Source organism: Streptomyces sp. TAA204, from assembly GCF_000424965.1.
In genome coordinates, this window is sequence record NZ_AUKW01000003.1 from 268677 (window position 1) to 287223 (window position 18547).

At 71.4% G+C, this 18547-nt stretch carries 15 protein-coding genes; 10 read left to right on the forward strand and 5 right to left on the reverse strand.

Annotated features, from left to right (window positions below; all coding sequences use genetic code 11):
• Positions 1 to 48: 48 nt before the first annotated feature.
• Positions 49 to 642: a PspA-associated protein PspAB gene (gene pspAB, locus H343_RS0106880; protein WP_028430543.1), complete on the forward strand. Its 594-nt coding sequence runs from the start codon at positions 49 to 51 to the stop codon at positions 640 to 642.
• Positions 643 to 706: 64 nt separating this feature from the next.
• Here the strand turns inward: pspAB and H343_RS29270 are convergent, their stop codons facing one another.
• Both H343_RS29270 and H343_RS0106890 read right to left on the reverse strand, forming a co-directional pair.
• Positions 707 to 1930, reverse strand: a complete 1224-nt coding sequence (locus H343_RS29270) for a MerR family transcriptional regulator (protein ID WP_051264658.1) — start codon at positions 1928 to 1930, stop codon at positions 707 to 709.
• Positions 1927 to 3714: an SDR family oxidoreductase gene (locus H343_RS0106890; protein WP_028430544.1), complete on the reverse strand. Its 1788-nt coding sequence runs from the start codon at positions 3712 to 3714 to the stop codon at positions 1927 to 1929. Before H343_RS0106890 ends, H343_RS29270 begins: the two co-directional genes overlap by 4 nt.
• A 253-nt stretch (positions 3715 to 3967) precedes the next feature.
• On the opposite strand from H343_RS0106890, the gene H343_RS29275 reads away from it, so the two are divergent.
• The 7 genes from H343_RS29275 to H343_RS0106925 all read left to right on the forward strand — a co-directional run bounded on the left by H343_RS29275 (position 3968) and on the right by H343_RS0106925 (position 11465).
• Positions 3968 to 5047, forward strand: a complete 1080-nt coding sequence (locus H343_RS29275; RefSeq protein WP_078505113.1) for an ABC transporter ATP-binding protein — start codon at positions 3968 to 3970, stop codon at positions 5045 to 5047.
• Positions 5037 to 6002 carry an ABC transporter permease gene (locus H343_RS0106900; protein ID WP_028430545.1) on the forward strand — a complete coding sequence of 322 codons (966 nt, stop codon included), beginning with the start codon at positions 5037 to 5039 and terminating at the stop codon, positions 6000 to 6002. Before H343_RS29275 ends, H343_RS0106900 begins: the two co-directional genes overlap by 11 nt.
• Positions 5999 to 6916, forward strand: a complete 918-nt coding sequence (locus H343_RS0106905; protein WP_028430546.1) for an ABC transporter ATP-binding protein — start codon at positions 5999 to 6001, stop codon at positions 6914 to 6916. Before H343_RS0106900 ends, H343_RS0106905 begins: the two co-directional genes overlap by 4 nt.
• A gap of 14 nt (positions 6917 to 6930) precedes the next feature.
• Positions 6931 to 7653, forward strand: coding sequence for an ABC transporter permease (locus H343_RS0106910; RefSeq protein ID WP_028430547.1), 723 nt, complete (start codon positions 6931 to 6933; stop codon positions 7651 to 7653).
• 236 nt (positions 7654 to 7889) lie between these two features.
• Positions 7890 to 8819, forward strand: coding sequence for a prephenate dehydratase (gene pheA, locus H343_RS0106915; protein WP_028430548.1), 930 nt, complete (start codon positions 7890 to 7892; stop codon positions 8817 to 8819).
• 532 nt (positions 8820 to 9351) lie between these two features.
• Complete coding sequence (serS, locus tag H343_RS0106920) at positions 9352 to 10629, forward strand: serine--tRNA ligase (RefSeq protein ID WP_028430549.1); 1278 nt, start codon at positions 9352 to 9354, stop codon at positions 10627 to 10629.
• Positions 10626 to 11465: a Cof-type HAD-IIB family hydrolase gene (locus H343_RS0106925; RefSeq protein WP_051264660.1), complete on the forward strand. Its 840-nt coding sequence runs from the start codon at positions 10626 to 10628 to the stop codon at positions 11463 to 11465. Before serS ends, H343_RS0106925 begins: the two co-directional genes overlap by 4 nt.
• Here H343_RS0106925 and H343_RS29280 read toward each other — a convergent pair.
• Entirely contained in the window at positions 11439 to 12515 is a 1077-nt protein-coding gene (locus H343_RS29280) for a helix-turn-helix transcriptional regulator (protein WP_078505115.1), read from the reverse strand. The genes H343_RS0106925 and H343_RS29280 overlap by 27 nt on opposite strands.
• 101 nt (positions 12516 to 12616) lie before the next feature.
• Here H343_RS29280 and H343_RS29285 point away from each other — a divergent pair, with 101 nt between their 5' ends.
• Positions 12617 to 13321 carry a TIGR03086 family metal-binding protein gene (locus H343_RS29285; protein ID WP_078505117.1) on the forward strand — a complete coding sequence of 235 codons (705 nt, stop codon included), beginning with the start codon at positions 12617 to 12619 and terminating at the stop codon, positions 13319 to 13321.
• Complete coding sequence (locus tag H343_RS0106940; RefSeq protein ID WP_028430551.1) at positions 13314 to 14744, forward strand: FAD-binding oxidoreductase; 1431 nt, start codon at positions 13314 to 13316, stop codon at positions 14742 to 14744. The genes H343_RS29285 and H343_RS0106940 overlap by 8 nt, the downstream gene beginning before the upstream one ends.
• Before the next feature lie 158 nt (positions 14745 to 14902).
• Here the strand turns inward: H343_RS0106940 and efeB are convergent, their stop codons facing one another.
• Together efeB and H343_RS0106950 are read right to left on the reverse strand one after the other, a co-directional pair.
• A complete protein-coding gene (efeB, locus tag H343_RS0106945) occupies positions 14903 to 16159 on the reverse strand; it encodes an iron uptake transporter deferrochelatase/peroxidase subunit (RefSeq protein ID WP_028430552.1) in 1257 nt (418 codons plus the stop codon).
• 236 nt (positions 16160 to 16395) lie between these two features.
• Positions 16396 to 18540, reverse strand: coding sequence for a copper resistance protein CopC (locus H343_RS0106950; protein ID WP_199778883.1), 2145 nt, complete (start codon positions 18538 to 18540; stop codon positions 16396 to 16398).
• Positions 18541 to 18547 lie beyond the last annotated feature (7 nt).

Here is an 18547-nt window from a genome sequence, read left to right on the forward strand (position 1 = left end):
ATCCGCCGGCCGCCGCTCGCCGTTTCCAGCCGAAGGGACGTGAACACCGTGGGTCTCCTGGACGCTCTCCTCGGGCGCAGCAAGCCTGTACGTCCGGATCTCGACCAGCTCTTCGCTCTGCCCGCCGCCGCGGTCACACTGCAGGCCGGTGCGGACTTGGTGCCGACGGGCCTCGGGTCGGTCTGCTTCGCCAGTGTCGAGGGCGGCGCCTTCAAACAACTTCAGCGGGACGTGAGGGAGCTGCTGGACGCCGACGCCGACCAGGGCGGCACACCTGTGGAGTTCAGCCAGGACGAATACGGCTACACATGGCTGCTCGCCCGGCATCCCCCCGAGGAGACGACCGGCCTCGTCAACGACCTGCACGCCGTCAACACCCTCCTCGTCGAAGGGGGTTTCGGCCCCCAGCTGCTGTGCTCCATGGTCGGCTTCCGCGCGGCCGAGGAGGGCGACGACAGGCGGCTGGCGCTCGTCTACCTCTACAAGCGCGGCACCTTCTACCCGTTCGCGCCGCAGCCCGGGCAGCGGGAGAAGCGGGACAGCGCGCTGGAGCTGCAGGTGCGGGGGCTGCTGACGGACGATCTGGCCACGGAGGCGGACCTCGGCCGCTGGTTCCCCCTATGGGGAGCACCCGGCATCTGATGCGGGGAAGTCCCCCCTTCCGCCCCGGTGGCCGTGGACGGAGTCCCAGTTCACCGGGGTCTGCTCACCGCGTCGCCTCCCCGTCTCCGCCCGCCGTGGGCTCGCGGCCGCCCTCGCTGCGGCCGGTCGGCGGGCCGCCCGGACGTCCGGTCGTGAAGGCGTCCATTTCGCGGGCCCTCACCTCGCGTTCCGCCGCGGCGGCGATGAAGGCGGCGGCGTTCCCCGTGCCGACCAGGTCCCGGACGGCCGCGAGCGTCGCGGCGGGCAGCCGCACCTCCTCGGTGGGGCCACAGGCCGCGCCCGGGGCTGTGCCCGCGTCCGGGACTGCGCCCGCGCCCGCGTCCGCGAGGGCGCCCGTGTCCGTCGCCGGAGCCGCGTCCGGGGTGGCCTCCACCCCGGACGCGGCTCCCCGAAAGCCGGTGGAGCCGGTGGAGCCGGTGGAGCCCGTGGGGCCCGTGAAGTTCCCCTGCTCGCCCGGCAGGGGAGGGCACGCCGCCATCGTCACCGCCCCGTCCGTACGGTGCTCCCGGTCCCCGGCCGTCGCCCGCCGCAGATGCTCACCCAGGTTGCGTGAGGCCAAGGTCCGCATCGCGCGGGCCAGTTCGGCGTCGACGGCCTGCTGGGCGAGCGGGCGCAGCCGGCGTACGAGGCCGGCCGCCTCCGAGGCGTCCTCGTCCGAGGGAGATGAATGGAGATAGCGGACGAAGATGTGCTCGTTGACCAGATCCATGAAACGGGCCGCGATGTGCTGCACCTGTGGGCGCAGTTCGCGCAGATGCCCGGTGACGGCGGGCAGCGGCACTCCGGCACCGTGCAGTTCGGCGGCGACGGCCAGTTCCCCGGGGCTGGGGGCGAGGTAGTGCCCCGTCCGGTCCAGCAGCGGAATCAGCACGCCCAGTTCGACCGCCTCGGCAACGGCGTCACCCGTTCCCTCCTCGCCGAAGAGGGCGCGCAGTTCCGCGCCGGTGAGGTGTGCGGGTTCCTCGTCCGTCCACGGGCCCTCGACCTCCGAGACGAGACCCAGCACTCCCGCCAGTCCGCGGCCCTCGTACCACGCTTCGAGCAGCTCCTTTATGGAGGCAAGGGTGTAGCCGCGCTCCAGCAGCCCGGTGATCTGACGCAGCCTGGCAAGGTGCGAGTCGTCGTAGACGTTCGCCCGCCCGCGCCGTCCGGGCCTGGGCAGCAGGCCGCGGTCCTGGTAGGCGCGGATCGTGCGGACCGTGGCGCCGCTGTGCTGCGCCAGATCCTCGATGCGGTACTCCCCGCCCGCCGCGTGCGCCCTACTCACAGCGGAGGGTCGATCCTGGCGAGGGCGCGCAGGGCGCGCGGCGCGAACCGGGAGAGCATCCTCGCGCCGTGTGCCTCCGGCGTCACGGGAACCACGGCCTGGTTGCGCACGACCGCTCGCATCACTGCCTTGGCGACCTTCTCCGGCGGGTAGTTGCGCAGCCTGTACAGCCTGGCGATCCGTTCCCTGCGCCGCCGCTGTTCCGCCTCACCGAGGCCGACGAAGCGGGCGGTGCCGGTGATGCCGGTGTTGACCGGCCCGGGGCAGATCGCGGTGACGCCGATGCCCTTCCCCGCCAGCTCCGCCCGCAGGCATTCACTCAGCATCAGTACGGCGGCCTTCGACGTGCCGTAGGCGGGAAGCAGCCTCGTCGGCTGATAGGCGGCGTCCGAGGCGGTGTTGACGATGTGGCCGCCCTGGCCCCGCTCCGCCATCTGCTTGCCGAAGAGCCGGCAGCCGTGGATGACACCCCACAGGTTCACATCCAGCGTCCGCTTCCAGTCCTCGACGCTCGTCTCCAGGAAGGGGCCGGAGAGGCCGATCCCCGCGTTGTTCACCAGCACGTCGACGGTGCCGCAGTCCTCGGCGACCCTGTCGGCCAGCTTCTCCATCTCCCGCGCGTCGCTCACGTCGACGGTCTCCGCCCACGCCTGCGGCGCACCGGCCAGCCGCGCCAGCTCGGCCGTACGCTCCGCGCCCGGGCCGTCGACATCGACGGAGACGACGCGCGCGCCGACGCTCGCGAAGGCCAGCGCCGTCGCCCTGCCGATGCCGCCCGCCGCGCCGGTGACCAGCACCAGTTGCCCGCCGAAGCGCTCGGCGAGCGGTCCGCCCGGAACGCTGCCCCGTACCTCCGCGGCCGTCGGTCCCGACTCTCTCGCGGTGACGAAATCGCTGATCCAGATGGCCAGTTGGTCCGGTCTCGTGCGCGGTATCCAGTGCTTGGCGTCCAGCCGGTGCCGGGTGATTCCCGGTTCCCACAGTTCCAGGTCGTCGTGGAGCCGCTCGCTCAGAAAGGCGTCCCGCGTGGGCGTGACGACCTGCACCGGCACATGCGCGTAGCAGTCCTCACGGGGGCTGCCGAGCCTGTCGCGCACGTTGTCGCGGTAGAGCCAGGCGCCGTGCGCGGCGTCGCGGGAGAGGGAGGAGGTGGGATAGCCGTCGTCCGGAAGCTTCTCGGCCCGTCGCAGATACTTCGGCCAGTACGTCGAGAGCGGCCCCTTCCACGCCAGCTCCGGCAGGACCGGCGTGTGCAGCACGCAGACGTACCAGGAGCGGGCGCCCTGGCCCAGCGCCTGTGCGAGGCGCCGGGGCGTGGGCCGCCCGACGCGTCTCCTGATCCAGTGGCCGAAGTGGTCCAGGGAGGGGCCGCACATCGAGGTGAAGGAGGCGATCCGGCCCTCCGTCGCGCTGACCGTCGCGAACTCCCACCCCTGCACCGATCCCCAGTCGTGGCCGACGAGGTGGACGGGACGGTCCGGTGAGACGGCGTCGGTCACGGCCAGGAAGTCCCGCGTCAGCTTCTCCAGTGTGAAGCCGCCGCGCAGCGGGACGGGCGCGGAGGAGCGCCCGCAGCCCCGCACGTCGTAGAGCACCACATGGAAGCGGTCGGCAAGCCGCCCGGCGACCTTCGACCAGACCTCCTTGCTGTCCGGATAGCCGTGCACCAGCACGACGGTGGGACGGGCCTCGTCGCCGAGTTCCGCGACGCACAGGTCGACGCCCTCACCGCGCACCCAGCGCTCCCGCGCCCCTTCCAGCCCCTTGCCCACCGGCCCGTTCACAGATCCCGCACCCCGCGCTCGCTCCGTGGCCGGCGCCACCGCCGGCCCGCGTAGTTGACACCGATCAATGTGACAACACCCGCTGGCGGCGTCAATAGGCCGCAGAAGCCTGTGGATACCGTCGGTAGCTCACTATTTCCCCCACTTGTTCTCATCCCCTTAGGGGGAGCGTCCCCCTCGGGTACCAGCCGGATCCAGACCCCAGGACGGACGTGGCACACAGGGGTGAGGCCCTAGCGTCGGGAGGGTGAATGTGATTGCTATCGAAAGCCTGACCAAGCGGTACCCAAGGGTGACCGCCCTGGACCGGCTCACCGTCGGCGTCACACCGGGTGTTACCGGCCTGGTGGGCGCCAACGGGGCCGGAAAGTCGACCCTCATCAAGATTCTCCTGGGCCTCGATCCGGCGAGCGAGGGCAGCGCGACCGTCCTCGGCATGGACGTGGCCCGTGAGGGCTCCGCGATCCGTGAACGCGTCGGCTACATGCCCGAGCACGACTGTCTGCCACCGGACGTCTCCGCGACGGAGTTCGTCGTCCACATGGCGCGCATCTCGGGTCTGCCGGCGAACTCGGCGCGCGAACGCACGGCGGACACCCTGCGCCACGTCGGACTGTACGAGGAGCGCTACCGCCCGATGGGCGGCTACTCGACCGGCATGAAGCAGCGCGTCAAGCTCGCGCAGGCCCTCGTGCACGACCCGCAACTGGTGCTGCTGGACGAGCCGACCAACGGGCTCGACCCTGTCGGCCGCGACGAGATGCTCGCCCTCATCCGCCGTGTGCACACCGACTTCGGCATCTCCGTGCTCGTCACCTCCCATCTGCTCGGCGAGCTGGAGCGCACCTGCGACCAGGTCGTCGTCATCGACGGCGGCAAGCTGCTGCGCGCCTCCACCACGGCCGACTTCACCAAGAGCACGCCGTCGCTCGCCGTGGAGGTCACCGACACCGACGAGCACCCGGACGGGACCGAGGCGCTGCGCTCCGAACTGGTCGCCGCGGGTCTGTCCGCGCAGGCACCGGGCGGGGCCGGGGCACCAGGCGCCGGGCATCTGCTCATGGTCGACGCCACCGACGAGAGCGCCTACGACACCGTCCGGGACACCGTCACCCGGCTCGGCCTCGGCCTTGTCCGGATGGAACAGCGCAGGCACCGCATCGCGGAGGTCTTCCACGGGGGCGCCGACCAGGAGGCCTCCCTTGCGCAGGCCCGCCCGGACACGGACGGCGGCGCCGGGGACGCCGCGGCCGGCACCGCCACGGCACCCGCCGTCGCCCCCGCCGACCGCGAACTCCAGCCGCAGAAGGGAGGCAGCGGCGATGTCGCCTGAGCCTCACGCCCCCGCATCCGCGTCGCAGTCGGCGACGAAGACGGCGTCCGCCACGGAGCAGGCGCCCGCCGGCCCGCGGCGCGGCGACGACGTCATCCACAACATCGGCTACCGCAACTACGACGGACCGCGGCTCGGCCGCGGGTACGCCCGCACCTCGCTCTTCGAGCAGTCGCTGCGCGCCGCGTACGGGCTCGGCCGTTCGGCCAAGTCCAAGGTGCTGCCGATGATCCTCTTCGCCGTGATGTGCGTACCGGCCGCGATCGTCGTGGCCGTGGCCGTCTTCACCGACGCGAAGCGGATGCCCATCGACTACAGCTCCTACATCATCCAGATGCAGCCGGTCATCGGCATCTACATCGCCGCCATGGCACCTCAGGCCGTCTCCCTCGACCTGCGCTTCCGCGTCGTCCCGCTCTACTTCTCCCGTCCCATCGAGCGAGGCGACTACGTCGGGGCGAAGTACGCCGCACTCTCCGCGGCGATCTTCGTCTTCACCGGGGCGTCGGTCCTCATCCTCTACGTCGGAGCGCTGCTGGCGAAGCTCGACTTCGGCGACGAGACCAAGGGCTTCGCCCTGGGCATGGTCTGCTGCCTGGTCTTCTCCGTGCTGCACGCCGGTATCGGACTGGCCGTGGCCGCGGCGACCCCGCGGCGTGGTTTCGGGGTGGCGGCGATCATCGCCGTGCTGACCATCCCGTACATGCTCATCACCGCGCTGCAGGCGATCCTCGCCGTGCAGGACAACCCCGGGCCGATCGGCTGGCTCGGGCTGGGCTCGGCCGGGACGCTCATCGACGGCCTGCAGGGCAAGCTCCTCGACGGGCAGAGCGGCTTCCCGGCGGGCCAGGAGCTGACCGGCACGCAGGCCTCCGTCTACGTTCTGCTCACCGCCGTACTCATCGCCGGCACGTACGCCCTGCTGCTGCGCCGCTACCGAAAGGCCGGGCTGTGACCACGCTGCACATCGACCACACCTCCCGCTGGTTCGGGAACGTCGTCGCCGTCAACGACATCACCATGGACATCGGCCCCGGCGTGACCGGCCTCCTCGGCCCGAACGGCGCGGGCAAGTCCACCCTCATCAACATGATGGGCGGTTTCCTGGCGCCCTCGACCGGGAGCGTCACGCTCGACTCCTCGCCGATCTGGCGCAACCAGGAGGTGTACAAGGAGATCGGCCTGGTCCCCGAACGCGAGGGGATGTACGACTTCCTGACCGGCTGGGACTTCGTCCTCGCCAACGCCGAACTGCACAAGCTGCCCGACCCGGCCGCGGCCGCCCGCAAGGCCCTCGCCACGGTCGAGATGGAGCAGGCGCAGGACCGCAAGATCTCCACGTACAGCAAGGGCATGCGCCAGCGCGTGAAGATGGCCTCCGCCCTCGTGCACGATCCGTCCGTGCTGCTGCTCGACGAACCGTTCAACGGCATGGACCCGCGCCAGCGCATGCAGTTGATGCAGCTGCTGCGGCAGATGGGCGACCAGGGCCGGACGGTGCTCTTCTCCTCGCACATTCTCGAAGAGGTCGAACAGCTCGCGTCCCACATCGAGGTCGTCGTCGCCGGACGCCACGCGGCCAGCGGCGACTTCCGCAAGATCCGCCGTCTGATGACGGACCGCCCGCACCGCTATCTCGTACGCTCCAGCGACGACCGGCGCCTCGCGGCGGCCCTCATCGCCGACGCCTCGACGGCGGGCATCCAGTTCGACGAGGACGAGAAGGCCCTGCGCATCCAGGCCGTCGACTTCGGCAGGTTCACCCAGCTCCTCCCGCGGCTCGCCCGCGAGCACGGCATCCGGCTCTACACGGTCTCGCCCTCGGACGAGTCCCTGGAGAGCGTCTTCTCCTACCTCGTCGCGGCCTGAAGGGAGCCTTCACGATGTACAACCAGACAGTCGCAAGGCTCACCTACAGGGCGCTCCTGGGGCGCCGGCGCGCGCTGCTCCTGTGCGCGCTGCCGGTGCTCCTGCTCGTCGTGGCAGGTTCCGTACGCGGCCTGACGGGCGCGGACGACCAGGTGACGACGGAGCTGCTGGGCGGCTTCGCCATGGCCACGATGGTGCCGCTCATCGGCGTCGTCGCGGGCACGGGCGCGATCGGGCCGGAGATCGACGACGGCTCGGTCGTCTATCTGCTGGCCAAGCCGCTCAAGCGGTCCAGCATCATCTTCACGAAACTGATCGTGGCGATCTTCGTGACCGTGGTCTTCTCGGCGGTCCCGACGCTGGTGGCCGGTTTCATCCTCAACGGCAACAGCCAGCAGATCGCCGTCGCGTACGCGGTGGCCGCCGCGGTGGCGTCCGTCGCCTACAGCGCCATCTTCCTGCTGCTGGGCACGGTCTCCCGGCACGCTGTCGTCATCGGCCTGGTCTACGCCCTGATCTGGGAGGCCCTCTTCGGCAGCATGGTGCCGGGCGCGCGTGCACTGTCGGTGCAGCAGTGGGCCCTGGCCCTGGCGCAGAAGGTCTCGGACAACGGTGCCGGCATCAGCTCCGAGGTGGGCGTGACGACCGGTGTGACGCTGCTGCTGGTCGCCACCGTCGGCGGCACCTGGTACGCGGCCCGCAAGCTGCGCACCCTCACGCTGGCCGGGGACGAGTGACGCGACGCGTGCCGGTGCCCGCACCGGCACGGCGGCCCGCGCTGCCCGGCCGGCCGGTACCCGCCTGAAGGGCCGGGCACAGGCGCAGCGCCGAGCGCGGAGGGGCCCGGGCTACGGTCACCCGTGACCGTAGCCCGGGCCCCTCCGCACGTACGCCCGGGGGTGCCCAGACCGGCAGCGGACCGGCAGATGAGACAGCGGGCGCACCGGCTCCGCCGCACGACTAACGTGGCGGTATGTCACCAGCGAGCCGCTACACCTACCTCGGTCCCGAGGGGACCTTCACCGAGGCCGCTCTGCGCACCCTCCCCGAGGCCGCCACGCGCGAGCTGCTGCCGATGGTCTCCGTGCCGGCGGCACTGGACGCCGTACGGAACGGGGAGGCCGCGGCGGCGCTCGTACCGATCGAGAACTCGGTCGAGGGGGGAGTGACCGCGACGCTCGACGAGCTGGCGAGCGGCCGCCCGCTGATGATCTACCGCGAGGTGCTGCTCCCGATCGCCTTCGCCCTGCTGGTACGCCCCGGCACACCGATGGAGAGCATCAAGACGGTGACCGGGCATCCGGTCGCGCAGCCCCAGGTGCGCAACTGGATGGGCTCGCATCTGCCGGACGCGCTGTGGGAGTCCGCGGCGTCCAACGCGGACGGTGCGCGGCTGGTGCAGGAGGGGCGTTACGACGCGGCCTTCGCCGGAGAGTTCGCCGCGGCGACGTACGGGCTCGAACCACTGGTGACCGGCATCCACGACGCGGACAACGCCGCTACGCGCTTCGTCCTGGTGGGACGGCCGGCGCGGCCCGCGGCTCCGACGGGTGCGGACAAGACCTCGGTCGTCTTCTGGCTGCGTGACGACCATCCCGGTGCGCTGCTGGAGGTCCTGCAGGAGTACGCGTCGCGCGGTGTGAACATGATGCGCATCGAGTCCCGGCCGACGGGCGAGGGGATCGGCCGCTACTGCTTCTCGGTGGACTGCGAGGGGCATCTGCAGGACCGGCGGGTCGGGGACGTGTTCATGGGGCTGAAGCGTGCGTGCGAGAGGGTGCGCTATCTGGGTTCGTATCCGCGCGCGGACGAGGTGGCTCCGGTGGAGCGCAAGGGCACGACGGACGCGGACTTCGTGGAGGCCGCGGACTGGCTGACGCGCTGTCTGGACGGCCGCGGCTGACGCGTCTGTGCAGCCCACGGAGTTATCCACAGGGTAGCGGGCGGCCTGTGTACAAGTCTGCGACGCAAAACGGACATTGTCGACAAAGCATCATGGAGACCGCGTAAGAGTGCACAGGTGTCGTCGTCCCCCTTCGTCACGTCAATTCCCTCCTCCCACTCTTTGGGGTGAGTCAACCCCGCTCGATTGAGTGCTTATTACGGGTTTGCGACGGGAATTCCGAGGCGGTCCGGATTCTCTCGGAACGATCTCCTTCAATTTCCACAGCCCCGGCACGATGGTTGTGGAAAAAGTTCCGGAGGGGTGCGCGGCCTGTGGATAAGTCAGCCGCGGCCGCGTGCTGAGGGACTGTCAACTGCCTCTGTGCAGGGCGGAGATGAGGCTCCGCGAGTGTGCGCGGAGGTCTGCTGCCCGGGACGGCGCCAGCCGTGAGCACTTTCCTTCCTTTTCGGTAAAAAAGAGACAATCAAGTTCAGAATGAGCTGCTGAATTGCTGTCGAGCCATGCTGATCCCCACCGGTACCCTGGCGGGGTGATTGACCTTCGACTGCTCCGCGAGGACCCCGACCGTGTCCGCGAATCCCAGCGCGCCCGTGGAGAGGACGTCGGCATCGTCGACGCCCTGCTCTCCGCCGACGAACGCCGGAGGTCCTCCAGCGCGAGCTTCGACTCCCTGCGCTCGGAGCAGAAGCAGCTCGGCAAGCTGATCCCCAAGGCCGCGGGCGAGGAGAAGGCCGAACTTCTCAGGAAGGCCGGTGAGCTCTCCGCCGCGGTCAAGGCCGCCGACACCGAGCAGGACGAGGCGGCGGAGGAGACCCAGCGCCTGCTGCGCCTGCTCAGCAACGTCATCCGCCCGGAGGTCCCGGTCGGCGGCGAGGAGGACTTCACCGTCCGTGAGACGGTCGGCTCCCCCCGCGACTTCGCCGCCGAGGGCTTCGAGCCCAAGGACCACCTGGAACTGGGCCAGCTGCTCGGAGCGATCGACGTCGAACGCGGCGCCAAGGTCTCCGGATCGCGCTTCTACTTCCTCACCGGCGTCGGCGCCCTGCTGGAGCTGGCGCTCGTCAACGCCGCCATCGCACAGGCGACCGAGGCGGGCTTCACGCCCATGCTGACCCCGGCGCTGGTCAAGCCGCAGGCCATGGAAGGCACCGGCTTCCTCGGCCAGGCAGCGCAGGACGTCTACCACCTGGAGAGGGACGACTTCTATCTGGTCGGCACCTCCGAGGTCCCGCTCGCCGGCTACCACATGGACGAGATCATCGAGGCGTCCCGGCTGCCGCTGCGCTACGCCGCCTTCTCGCCGTGCTTCCGCCGTGAGGCCGGCTCGTACGGCAAGGACACCCGGGGCATCTTCCGCGTGCACCAGTTCGACAAGGTCGAGATGTTCTCGTACGTCGCGCCCGAGGAGTCCGAGGCGGAGCATCTGCGGCTGCTGGAGTGGGAGAAGCAGTGGCTGACCGGCCTCGAACTGCCCTTCCAGGTGATCGATGTCGCCAGCGGCGACCTGGGCTCCTCCGCCGCGCGCAAGTACGACTGCGAAGCGTGGATCCCCACCCAGGGCAAGTTCCGCGAGCTGACCTCCACTTCGGACTGCACCGAGTTCCAGTCCCGCCGGCTCTCGATCCGCGTGCGGGACGGCAAGCACGTACGGCCGCTGGCGACGCTGAACGGCACCCTGTGCGCGGTGCCCCGTACGATCGTCGCGCTGCTGGAGAACCACCAGTTGCCGGACGGTTCGGTGCGCGTACCGGAGATGCTCCGCCCGTACCTGGGCGGACGCGAGGTCCTGGAGCCGGTGGGCAAGTGAGCGACCGGCCCGGCGGTGCGCCCGCGTCGGCGCAGCCCTTTCCGTACCGGCTGATCGCCACGGACCTCGACGGGACGCTGCTCCGGGACGACAGTACGGTCTCCTCCCGTACGCGCGAGGCGCTGGCCGCCGCGACCGCACTCGGCGCCGCGCACATCGTCGTGACGGGACGCGCGACCGCCCTGGCGAAGGACATCCTGGCCGACCTGGACTACGAAGGGCTGGCGGTGTGCGCTCAGGGCGCACAGGTCTACGACGCGGGCGCGGGGCGGCTGCTGACGTCCGTGACGCTCGACCGGCAGCTCGCCCGGCTCGCGGTCGCGAAGATCGAGGCGGAGACGGGGCCGCTCGCGCTGGCGGTCGCACGGGACGGCACCGACGGTGAGGCGTTGGCCGGTCCGGGCTACCGGGTGCGTGAGGACAGTCCGGACACTGTGCTGTGCACCGGTCGTGACCCTCTCTGGGAGGCACCGCTGTACAAGCTGTATCTGCAGCATCCCCGCCTCGGCGACGACGAACTGGCGCACGCGGCCAGAGCCGTCGTGGGCGACATGGTGAGCGTGACGATGTCGGGCGAGGGCCTGGTCGAGCTGCTGCCGCCCGGACTCAGCAAGGCGAGGGGGCTGTCGCTCGCGGCACGGCGGCTGGGTGTCTCCGCCGGCGGGACGATCGCGTTCGGCGACATGCCCAACGACCTTCCGATGCTGGACTGGGCGGCGTACGGGGTGGCGATGGAGAACGCACACCCCGAACTGCTGGCGGTCGCCGACGAGGTGACGGCCTCCAACAACGCGGACGGTGTCGCGGTTTCACTGGAGCGGCTGCTTCCGCGGTGACGGGCGATCGCCCTGCGGGCCCGCTTCCTGCGCGCTGTCGCCGTGTGCGTCCCCGCCGTAGAGGGCGGTGACGCGGGCGGCGGCACCGGCGAGTTCCGCACGTGCCGCCGCGGGTTCGAGAACCTCGACGTCCGCGCCGAACTGCAGCAGTTGGCGGACGGCGGTGAGCACCGGGTAGGCGAGCGTGACGGGAACCCACTCGTCGGCACCGGCACCGGCACCGGCACCCTCCGCACCGCTGCCGCCCGGGCCCGGGTCGTCCAGCACGAACGGTCCGACGATGCGTCTGAACAGCTCGAAGCGTGAGCCGCGCACGCGGGCGCTGACCCTGACGTCCGTCGGCCGCTCCTCCACCTGGCGTCTCAGCACGTCCCATGCGTCGGCCAGTTCGACTCCGGGCCTTCGCTGGACGGGCGCCTCGGTGACGTTCGCCCCGAGGACGCGGTCGACACGGAACAGCTGCGGGCGTCCGCGCCGGTCCGCGACCAGGTACCAGGTGCCTGCCTTCGCCACCAGCCCGTAGGGGTCCACGGTGTAGTTGTGCGTGCTGGTCCCGCCGCCGTGCCGGTAGCGGATGCGCAGCCGGCGGTCGGAGAAGACAGCGGTGCTGAGGACGCCCAGGTCGACGGCGGGCTGTGTGCCGCTCAGCCAGCGGCCGGGGTCGACGAGTACGCGTCGGCTGGTGAGCTCGGCGGCCGGACGGTGGGGCGCCGGCAGCGCGGCCATCACCTTGCGCAGGGCCGAGCCGAGCGCGTTGTCCAGGCCGAGCGCCGAGTGTGCCGAGTGTGCGCCCTGTGCGACCAGCACGAACAGGGCGCGCGACTCGTCCGAGGTGAGGCCGGTGACGTCGGTGCGGAAGCCGGGAAGGAGGCGGATTCCGCCGTGCCGTCCGCGTTCGGCGTAGACGGGCACGCCGGCGGCCGAAAGGGATTCGACGTCGCGGTAGATCGTGCGGGTGGAGACCTCCAGACGGCGGGCCAGCTCGTCGGCGGGCACACGGGCGCGCGTCTGGAGCAGCAGCAGGATCGAGAGCAGACGGTCGGACTTCACCCTCTCCAGAGTGCCGGAAAACCTGACGGTGGGTGTCAGGAAAGACGGAGATGCTCGCCGTGTCCGCAGGTCAGCGAGACCGTACGAACGGAGAATGCCCCATGGACACACCAGAGACCGCCGCCTCCGACAGCGGGGGCCCCTCCGCGTCGCTCCCGCCGGACCCGCGCCCCCTCTACGAGCGTGCCGCCGGCCAGATGGCCGCTCTTGTCGCCCTCGTCGAGCCCGGACAGCTCGGCCGTCCCACTCCCTGCGGTGAGTTCGAGATGAGAAGTCTGCTGAGCCACGTCGTCGGCGGCACACACCGCATCGCGCAGGTCGGCGAGGGCGGCGGAGACGGTGAGGTCGACCCGGACGCCGCCGTCGACTCCGGCGTCTCCGGCGTCCCGGACGACGGCTGGCCGGAGGCGTACGCGCGTGCCCGCGAGCGCTTCTCGGCTGCCTGGGCCGACGACGCCAAGCTGGACGAGGTGTACACGGTGCCCTGGGGCAGCATGCCGGGCCGCATCGCGCTGACGGGATGCGTGATGGAGGTGGTCACACATTCGTGGGACCTGGCACAGGCTCTGGGCCGGCCCGGCGAACTCGACGAGGAGCTGGCCGAGTTCGCGCTGGGTGTCGCCCGCCGGGCGGCGCCCGCGGAGCGGCGCGGCGGGGACGTTCCGTTCGGCCCGGCGCTGTCCGTGCCGGAAGGTGCGGACGCCTACGAGCGGTTGGCGGCCTGGCTGGGACGCCGCTGGGACGGGGGCTGGGACGCGGACAGGGACGCGGACGGGGACGGGGCGCGGGAGGGCGGCCGTGGATGACGGACCGCGTGCCCGGGCACGCACCGGAACGTCGGCTCTTCGTACCGGCTCCCGCTCCTCCCTCCTGCGCGAGCCGCACGCCGAGCGGGTGACGGTGCCGGGCGAGGAGGCGTACGACGAGGAGCGCTCCGGTTTCCAGACGGCCTACCGGCACCGCCCGGACCTGATCGTCCGCGCGCGCGGCGAAGACGACGTGCGCGCGGCGGTCGAGTACGCCGCGGCGCACGCTCTGCCGCTCGCCGTGCAGGCCACGGGGCACGGACTGACCACCCCCGCGCGGGGCGGGGTGCTGGTGAGCACTCGGCGGACGGGCGGGGTGCGCGTGGACGCCGGGGCCCGCAGCGCGTGGATCGGTGCGGGGGTGCGCTGGGGCGAGGTCGTCCGGGAGGCGGCGCGGTTCGGACTGGCGCCGCTGAGCGGCTCCGGGCCAGGGGTGGGCGCCGTCTCGTACACCCTGAACGGCGGGGTCGGGCTGCTCGCCCGTCAGTACGGATACGCGGCCGATCATGTGCGCGCCATCGACGTCGTCACTGCGGACGCCCGTCTGCGTCACGTCACGCCGGACCGTGACGAGGACCTGTTCTGGGCGATGCGCGGCGGGGGTGGCGGTTTCGGCGTGGTCACGGGGATGGAGATCGGACTGGTGCCGGTGGAGCGCTTCTACGGGGGACGGCTGGTCTTCGGCGGGGAGCACGCCGAGGATGTGCTGGAGTGCTGGCGGGCGTGGACGGCCGGGGTTCCGGACGAGCTCACGTCATCGGTGACCGTGCTCGCCTACCCGGATCTGCCCGTCCTGCCGGACCACTTGCGCGGACGGTACGTCGCGCAGATTCAGGTCGTGTACAACGGCACGGAGGGCGAGGGGGAACGGCTGACCGAGCCGCTGCGCGCTGCCGGCCCGCGGCTGTCGGAGACGCTGCGGATGATGCCCTACGCCGACTCCGCGTCCGTATACGACGAACCCGAGCAGCCGCACGCGTACCACGGCACCAATGTGCTGCTGGGTGAGCGGCTGCCCGACAGTGCGGCGCTGCGCGGCGTGCTGCGGCTGACCGGACCGGACGCACCCGGCATGACGGTGCTCTCCCTGCGCCACATGGGCGGTGCGCTCGCGCGGGAGCCGTCCGTTGCCAACGCCGTGGGCAACCGGGACGCGGGTCACCTCATGAACGTGCTGTCGGTGACGGAGGACGCCGATCCCGCTGTGCTGGGGGCGCTGCACGAGGAGGTGTTCGCGGCGGTGGCGCCCTGGACGGTCGGCTCGAACCTCAACTTCCGCTACGGGCGAGCCGTCCGCGCTGTGCCCGGTGCCGCCCGTGCGGTCCGTGACCCAGAGGGGCAGCGGCGCCTCGCGGGGATCAAGGCACTCGTCGACCCGGAAGACCTCTTCCGCTTCCACCAGGGCGCACAGGACGAGCCGTAGGCGTGAACCGGCAGTGGCGGGCGAGCGGAACGCCGTCCGCGGGGACACGGGGCGAGGGGACGGCGCAGTGACACGGGCCGGGAGACACGCGCCGGGGACGCGCGCGGAAGACAGGGTGGGTCCGGCACGCGCCGGGCGCGCACCGGACCCACCCGCCCTCACGACTCCAGCAGTCGCTGCCCCACGTACTCGCCCTTCGCCGGGCCGCCCGGCACGGCGAACAGAGCGCTGGCCTCGTGGCGGATGAAGCGCGAGAGAGCGTCGCCGCGGTCGAGTTTGCGCTGCACCGGTACGAAGCCGCGCTGCGGGTCCGCCTGCCAGGCGACGAAGAGCAGACCGGCGTCCGGAGCGCCGTCGTCGCGGAAGCCGTCGTGGTAGGAGAAGGGGCGGCGGAGCATCGCGGCACCCCCGTTCGTCTCCGGGGCGGTGACGCGGACGTGGGCGTCGGCCGAGATCACCGGCGAGCCGTCGGAGTTCCGCTTGTCCAGATCGGGTTCGGTCTCCTCGCTGCCGCCGGTGAGGGGCGCGCCGTCGGACTTGCGGCGGCCGATGACCTTCTCCTGCGCGGCCTGGGACTGCTCGTCCCAGTCGTCGAGCAGCATCCGGATGCGGCGTACGACGGCGTAGGAGCCCCCCGCCATCCATGAGGCGGAATCCGAACCGGAACGGGGAACGAAGATCCGCTCCTCGAAGTCGCTCTCCGAGGGCTTGGGGTTTCTGGTGCCGTCGACCTGTCCCATCAGGTTGCGCATGGTCATGGGACGCGCGGTGGAGCCGGGCGTGCGGTTGAATCCGGTCATCTGCCAGCGCAGCCGTGCGGTGCCCTCGGCCTGACGCTGGAGCACACGCAGCGCGTTGAACGCGACGAGCGCGTCGTTCGCTCCGATCTGCACCCACAGATCGCCGTTCGAGCGGCTCTTGTCGAGAGCGTCGCTGGAGAACTCGGGCAGTGGCGCCAGCGCGTCGGGGAGCTGCTTCTCCAGGCCCGTACGGGCGAAGAACGTGCGCCCGAATCCGAAGGTGACGGTGAGCGACGACGGTCCGGCATCCAGTGCGATCTCCGTCGGGTCCTCGGACTGCTTGCCCGCCATCAGCTCACGGGCGGACGCCGACCAGCGGCGCAGCAGCGCGGCGGCCTGCTTGCGCCCCGCACCCGGGCTCATGTCGAAGGAGAGCAGGTGACCGAACGCCTGCACCGGCGTGGTGATGCCCGACTGACGGGTGCCGTGGAAGGGCACGCGCGTCGAACCGACCGAGGTGAGCGGTGTGGGCGGCTTCGGCGCGTCCTGGGCCGTGGCCTGCGCGACCGCGCCGCCCGTGGCCCCGACGGCGAGGCCGGTTGCGCCCGCCGCTCCGACGGTACTGATCAGGCGGCGCCGGGAGACGCCGTGAGGTTCGTGGTCGTGCTGGGTCATCACTGTCCTATTGAGTTCCGGGGACGGCGGTTCTCGGGCCCGCGTACGCATGAGCGGGTGCGTGCGTGCTGACGTCCATCTTTACGCTCATCCTCACGGTTTCCCCGGATACGCGATCTTCGGCCCTGTCTGCCTGTCTGCCTGTCTGCCTGTCTGTCTTTCCGTCCTTGTGGCCGTCCGGCTTCCTGCCCGGACCGGCCCTGCCCGCCGCCTGTTCCGGCCGGTTCCAGGCCGTGTCAGCGGATGTCCACGGTCGTGGTCTCGGTGACCTGGTCGATCTCCGACGTGCGCAGCGTCACCGCGACCTTCCACTTGCCGGCCAGGGGCACCTGGACCACCCGCGAGCGCCAGCGGCTCTTGTCGCCGTTGATCGACTCGAACGTGACGGAGACGGGACCGAGGTTCTTGGCGGGGAGGGTGAGGGCGACCAGCACCTCGTCCGCGTCGAGGGGCTTTCCGTCCGGGCCCGTCGTGCTGACCCGCAGCGCGTTGCCGCCCGCCTGGCCCGGGGTGACCCACACCTCCGCGGTGCCCTTGCCGTCGTCGCCCCCGGTGTCGAAGGAGATCTTCTTCTTGGCGGTGACGTAGTCGTCGGCGTTCTGGCTCTCACCGGCACTGTCGGCGGCGCGGGTGCGCTCCTCCGTACGTCCGGGCTGGGTGTTGGTCAGCCCTGTCGTCACCATGAGCAGCACGAGAGCTATCCCGGCCTCGGCGAATACCGAGCGGCGCAGGGCGGCGCGTGTGGGGTCCGCCTCCCGCTCCTTCTTGCGGCGGCTGCGTTCGACCGCTGCTTGCTGGCGTGCGAGTTGGGCGGCCCGTACTCCTCCGGCGGCGGCCGCGTCCGAAGTGCCCTCCGCGTCCTCCGTGCGGGCCTTCTCCGCGGAGCCGGGGTCGTCATCCTCCGCCTCGCGCGCACCGGACGCGGACCCGGACGCGGACCCGGATGAGGAACCGGATGCGGAACCGGACGCGGACCCGGAGGAGGGGCCGGAACCGGAGGCCGCACCCGAGCCTTCGCGCGGCTCGGGTCCGCCGTCGCCGTCCCCCGCTCCGACGGGTACCGGCTCCGCCTCCCGTACGCTCGTCTCCCCCTGAGCCGCTCCGGCCGGGCCGTCACGTGCCTCGCCGAGCTGCGCCGCCCAGCGCCGTGAGACCGAGGCCACCGCGACCATCAGGGCGACCAGGGCGACCTTCAGCATCAGCAGCTGCCCGAACGAGGTTCCGGTGAGCGCGCTGAGCGTCCCGACCTGGCGCCAGGACTGGTAGAGCCCCGTCGCTGTCAGCACCAGCACGCTCCCGAAGGCGATCTGCGAGAAGCGCCGCACGGCGCTGCGCGCAGGCGGTGGCCCCCAGTGCAGCGCCGTCAGCAGGGCCGCGAGACCGCCCAGCCAGGCGGCGACCGCGAGCAGGTGCACCATGTCCACCGGCATCGCCAGCTCCGCCTGCCTGCCGGTGGAGGCGTGTTCGGACATCGACCAGGTCGCGGCGAGGCCCAGCGCCACGACGCCGCCGCCGAGATGGAGCCCGAGATGGAGGTCGCGGCCCTCGTCCGAGTCCTCCTCCCGCTTGCCGTACGAACCGAACAGCACAGCGATGATCACGGCTGCCGTTCCCAGCAGCAGGAGCCGGGAGGCGAGCGCCGCGCCCGGCTTCGTCCCCAGGACCGATCTCAGCCCGCCGAGGTCGAAGACGTCGCCCAACTCCCCCGAACTCCCGTAGGAGTTGCGCAGCAGCAGAAGGAGCAGCGTGGTGACCGTGAGCGTCATCCAGCCGGTCACCACGAGCCGTTGGAGCGGGCGGACCGTCGCGCCGCGCGGCCAGCACGTCAGTACGAAGGCGGCGCCGCCCACGAGCAGCACGAAGCCCGTGTAGGCGGCGTACCGCCCCGACTGGTACAGCACGTCGACCGCGCCGACCTCCGAGTCCTCTCCTTCCTGTGGAACCTCCGCCGTGGTCTGGGACGGAGAGCCGACGGAGAAGGTGAAGGCGCCGGCGACGGGATGGCTGTCGGCCGACACCCCGTTCCAGGCCACGGTGTAAGTACCGTCGCGTACGCCGGACTTGAGGCCGACGCCCCGAGTCACCTTCCCGCCCTCGACGACGCGCACCTTGCCCTTGTCGACGCGCTTTCCGTCCGGCCCCAGCACCCGGAGCGAACCGTCCGACATCGAGATCCCCTCCGAGAAGGTCACGGTGACCTCGCGGGGAGCGCTCTTCACCACCGACCCCTCGGCCGGAGTGCTGTCCGTCTGCACGGCGTGCGCGGAGGCCGGAGCGGCCGTTCCGAGCACGGTGAGCAGGGTGCACAGCACGGCACACAGCAGCGCGCCGAACGCTCTGAGCGGCGCGGTGCTGCGGGGACGCCTGGTGGTGAGCGGCACGAGTCAG

Bases quoted from the DNA above. Each gene is read 5' to 3' on its own strand.
- H343_RS0106910 (WP_028430547.1), top strand. From the start codon at position 6,931: ATGTACAACCAGACAGTCGCAAGGCTCACCTACAGGGCGCTCCTGGGG.
- H343_RS0106900 (WP_028430545.1), top strand. From the start codon at position 5,037: ATGTCGCCTGAGCCTCACGCCCCCGCATCCGCGTCGCAGTCGGCGACG.
- pheA (WP_028430548.1), top strand. From the start codon at position 7,890: ATGTCACCAGCGAGCCGCTACACCTACCTCGGTCCCGAGGGGACCTTC.
- efeB (WP_028430552.1), bottom strand. From the start codon at position 16,159: ATGACCCAGCACGACCACGAACCTCACGGCGTCTCCCGGCGCCGCCTG.
- H343_RS29285 (WP_078505117.1), top strand. From the start codon at position 12,617: ATGGACACACCAGAGACCGCCGCCTCCGACAGCGGGGGCCCCTCCGCG.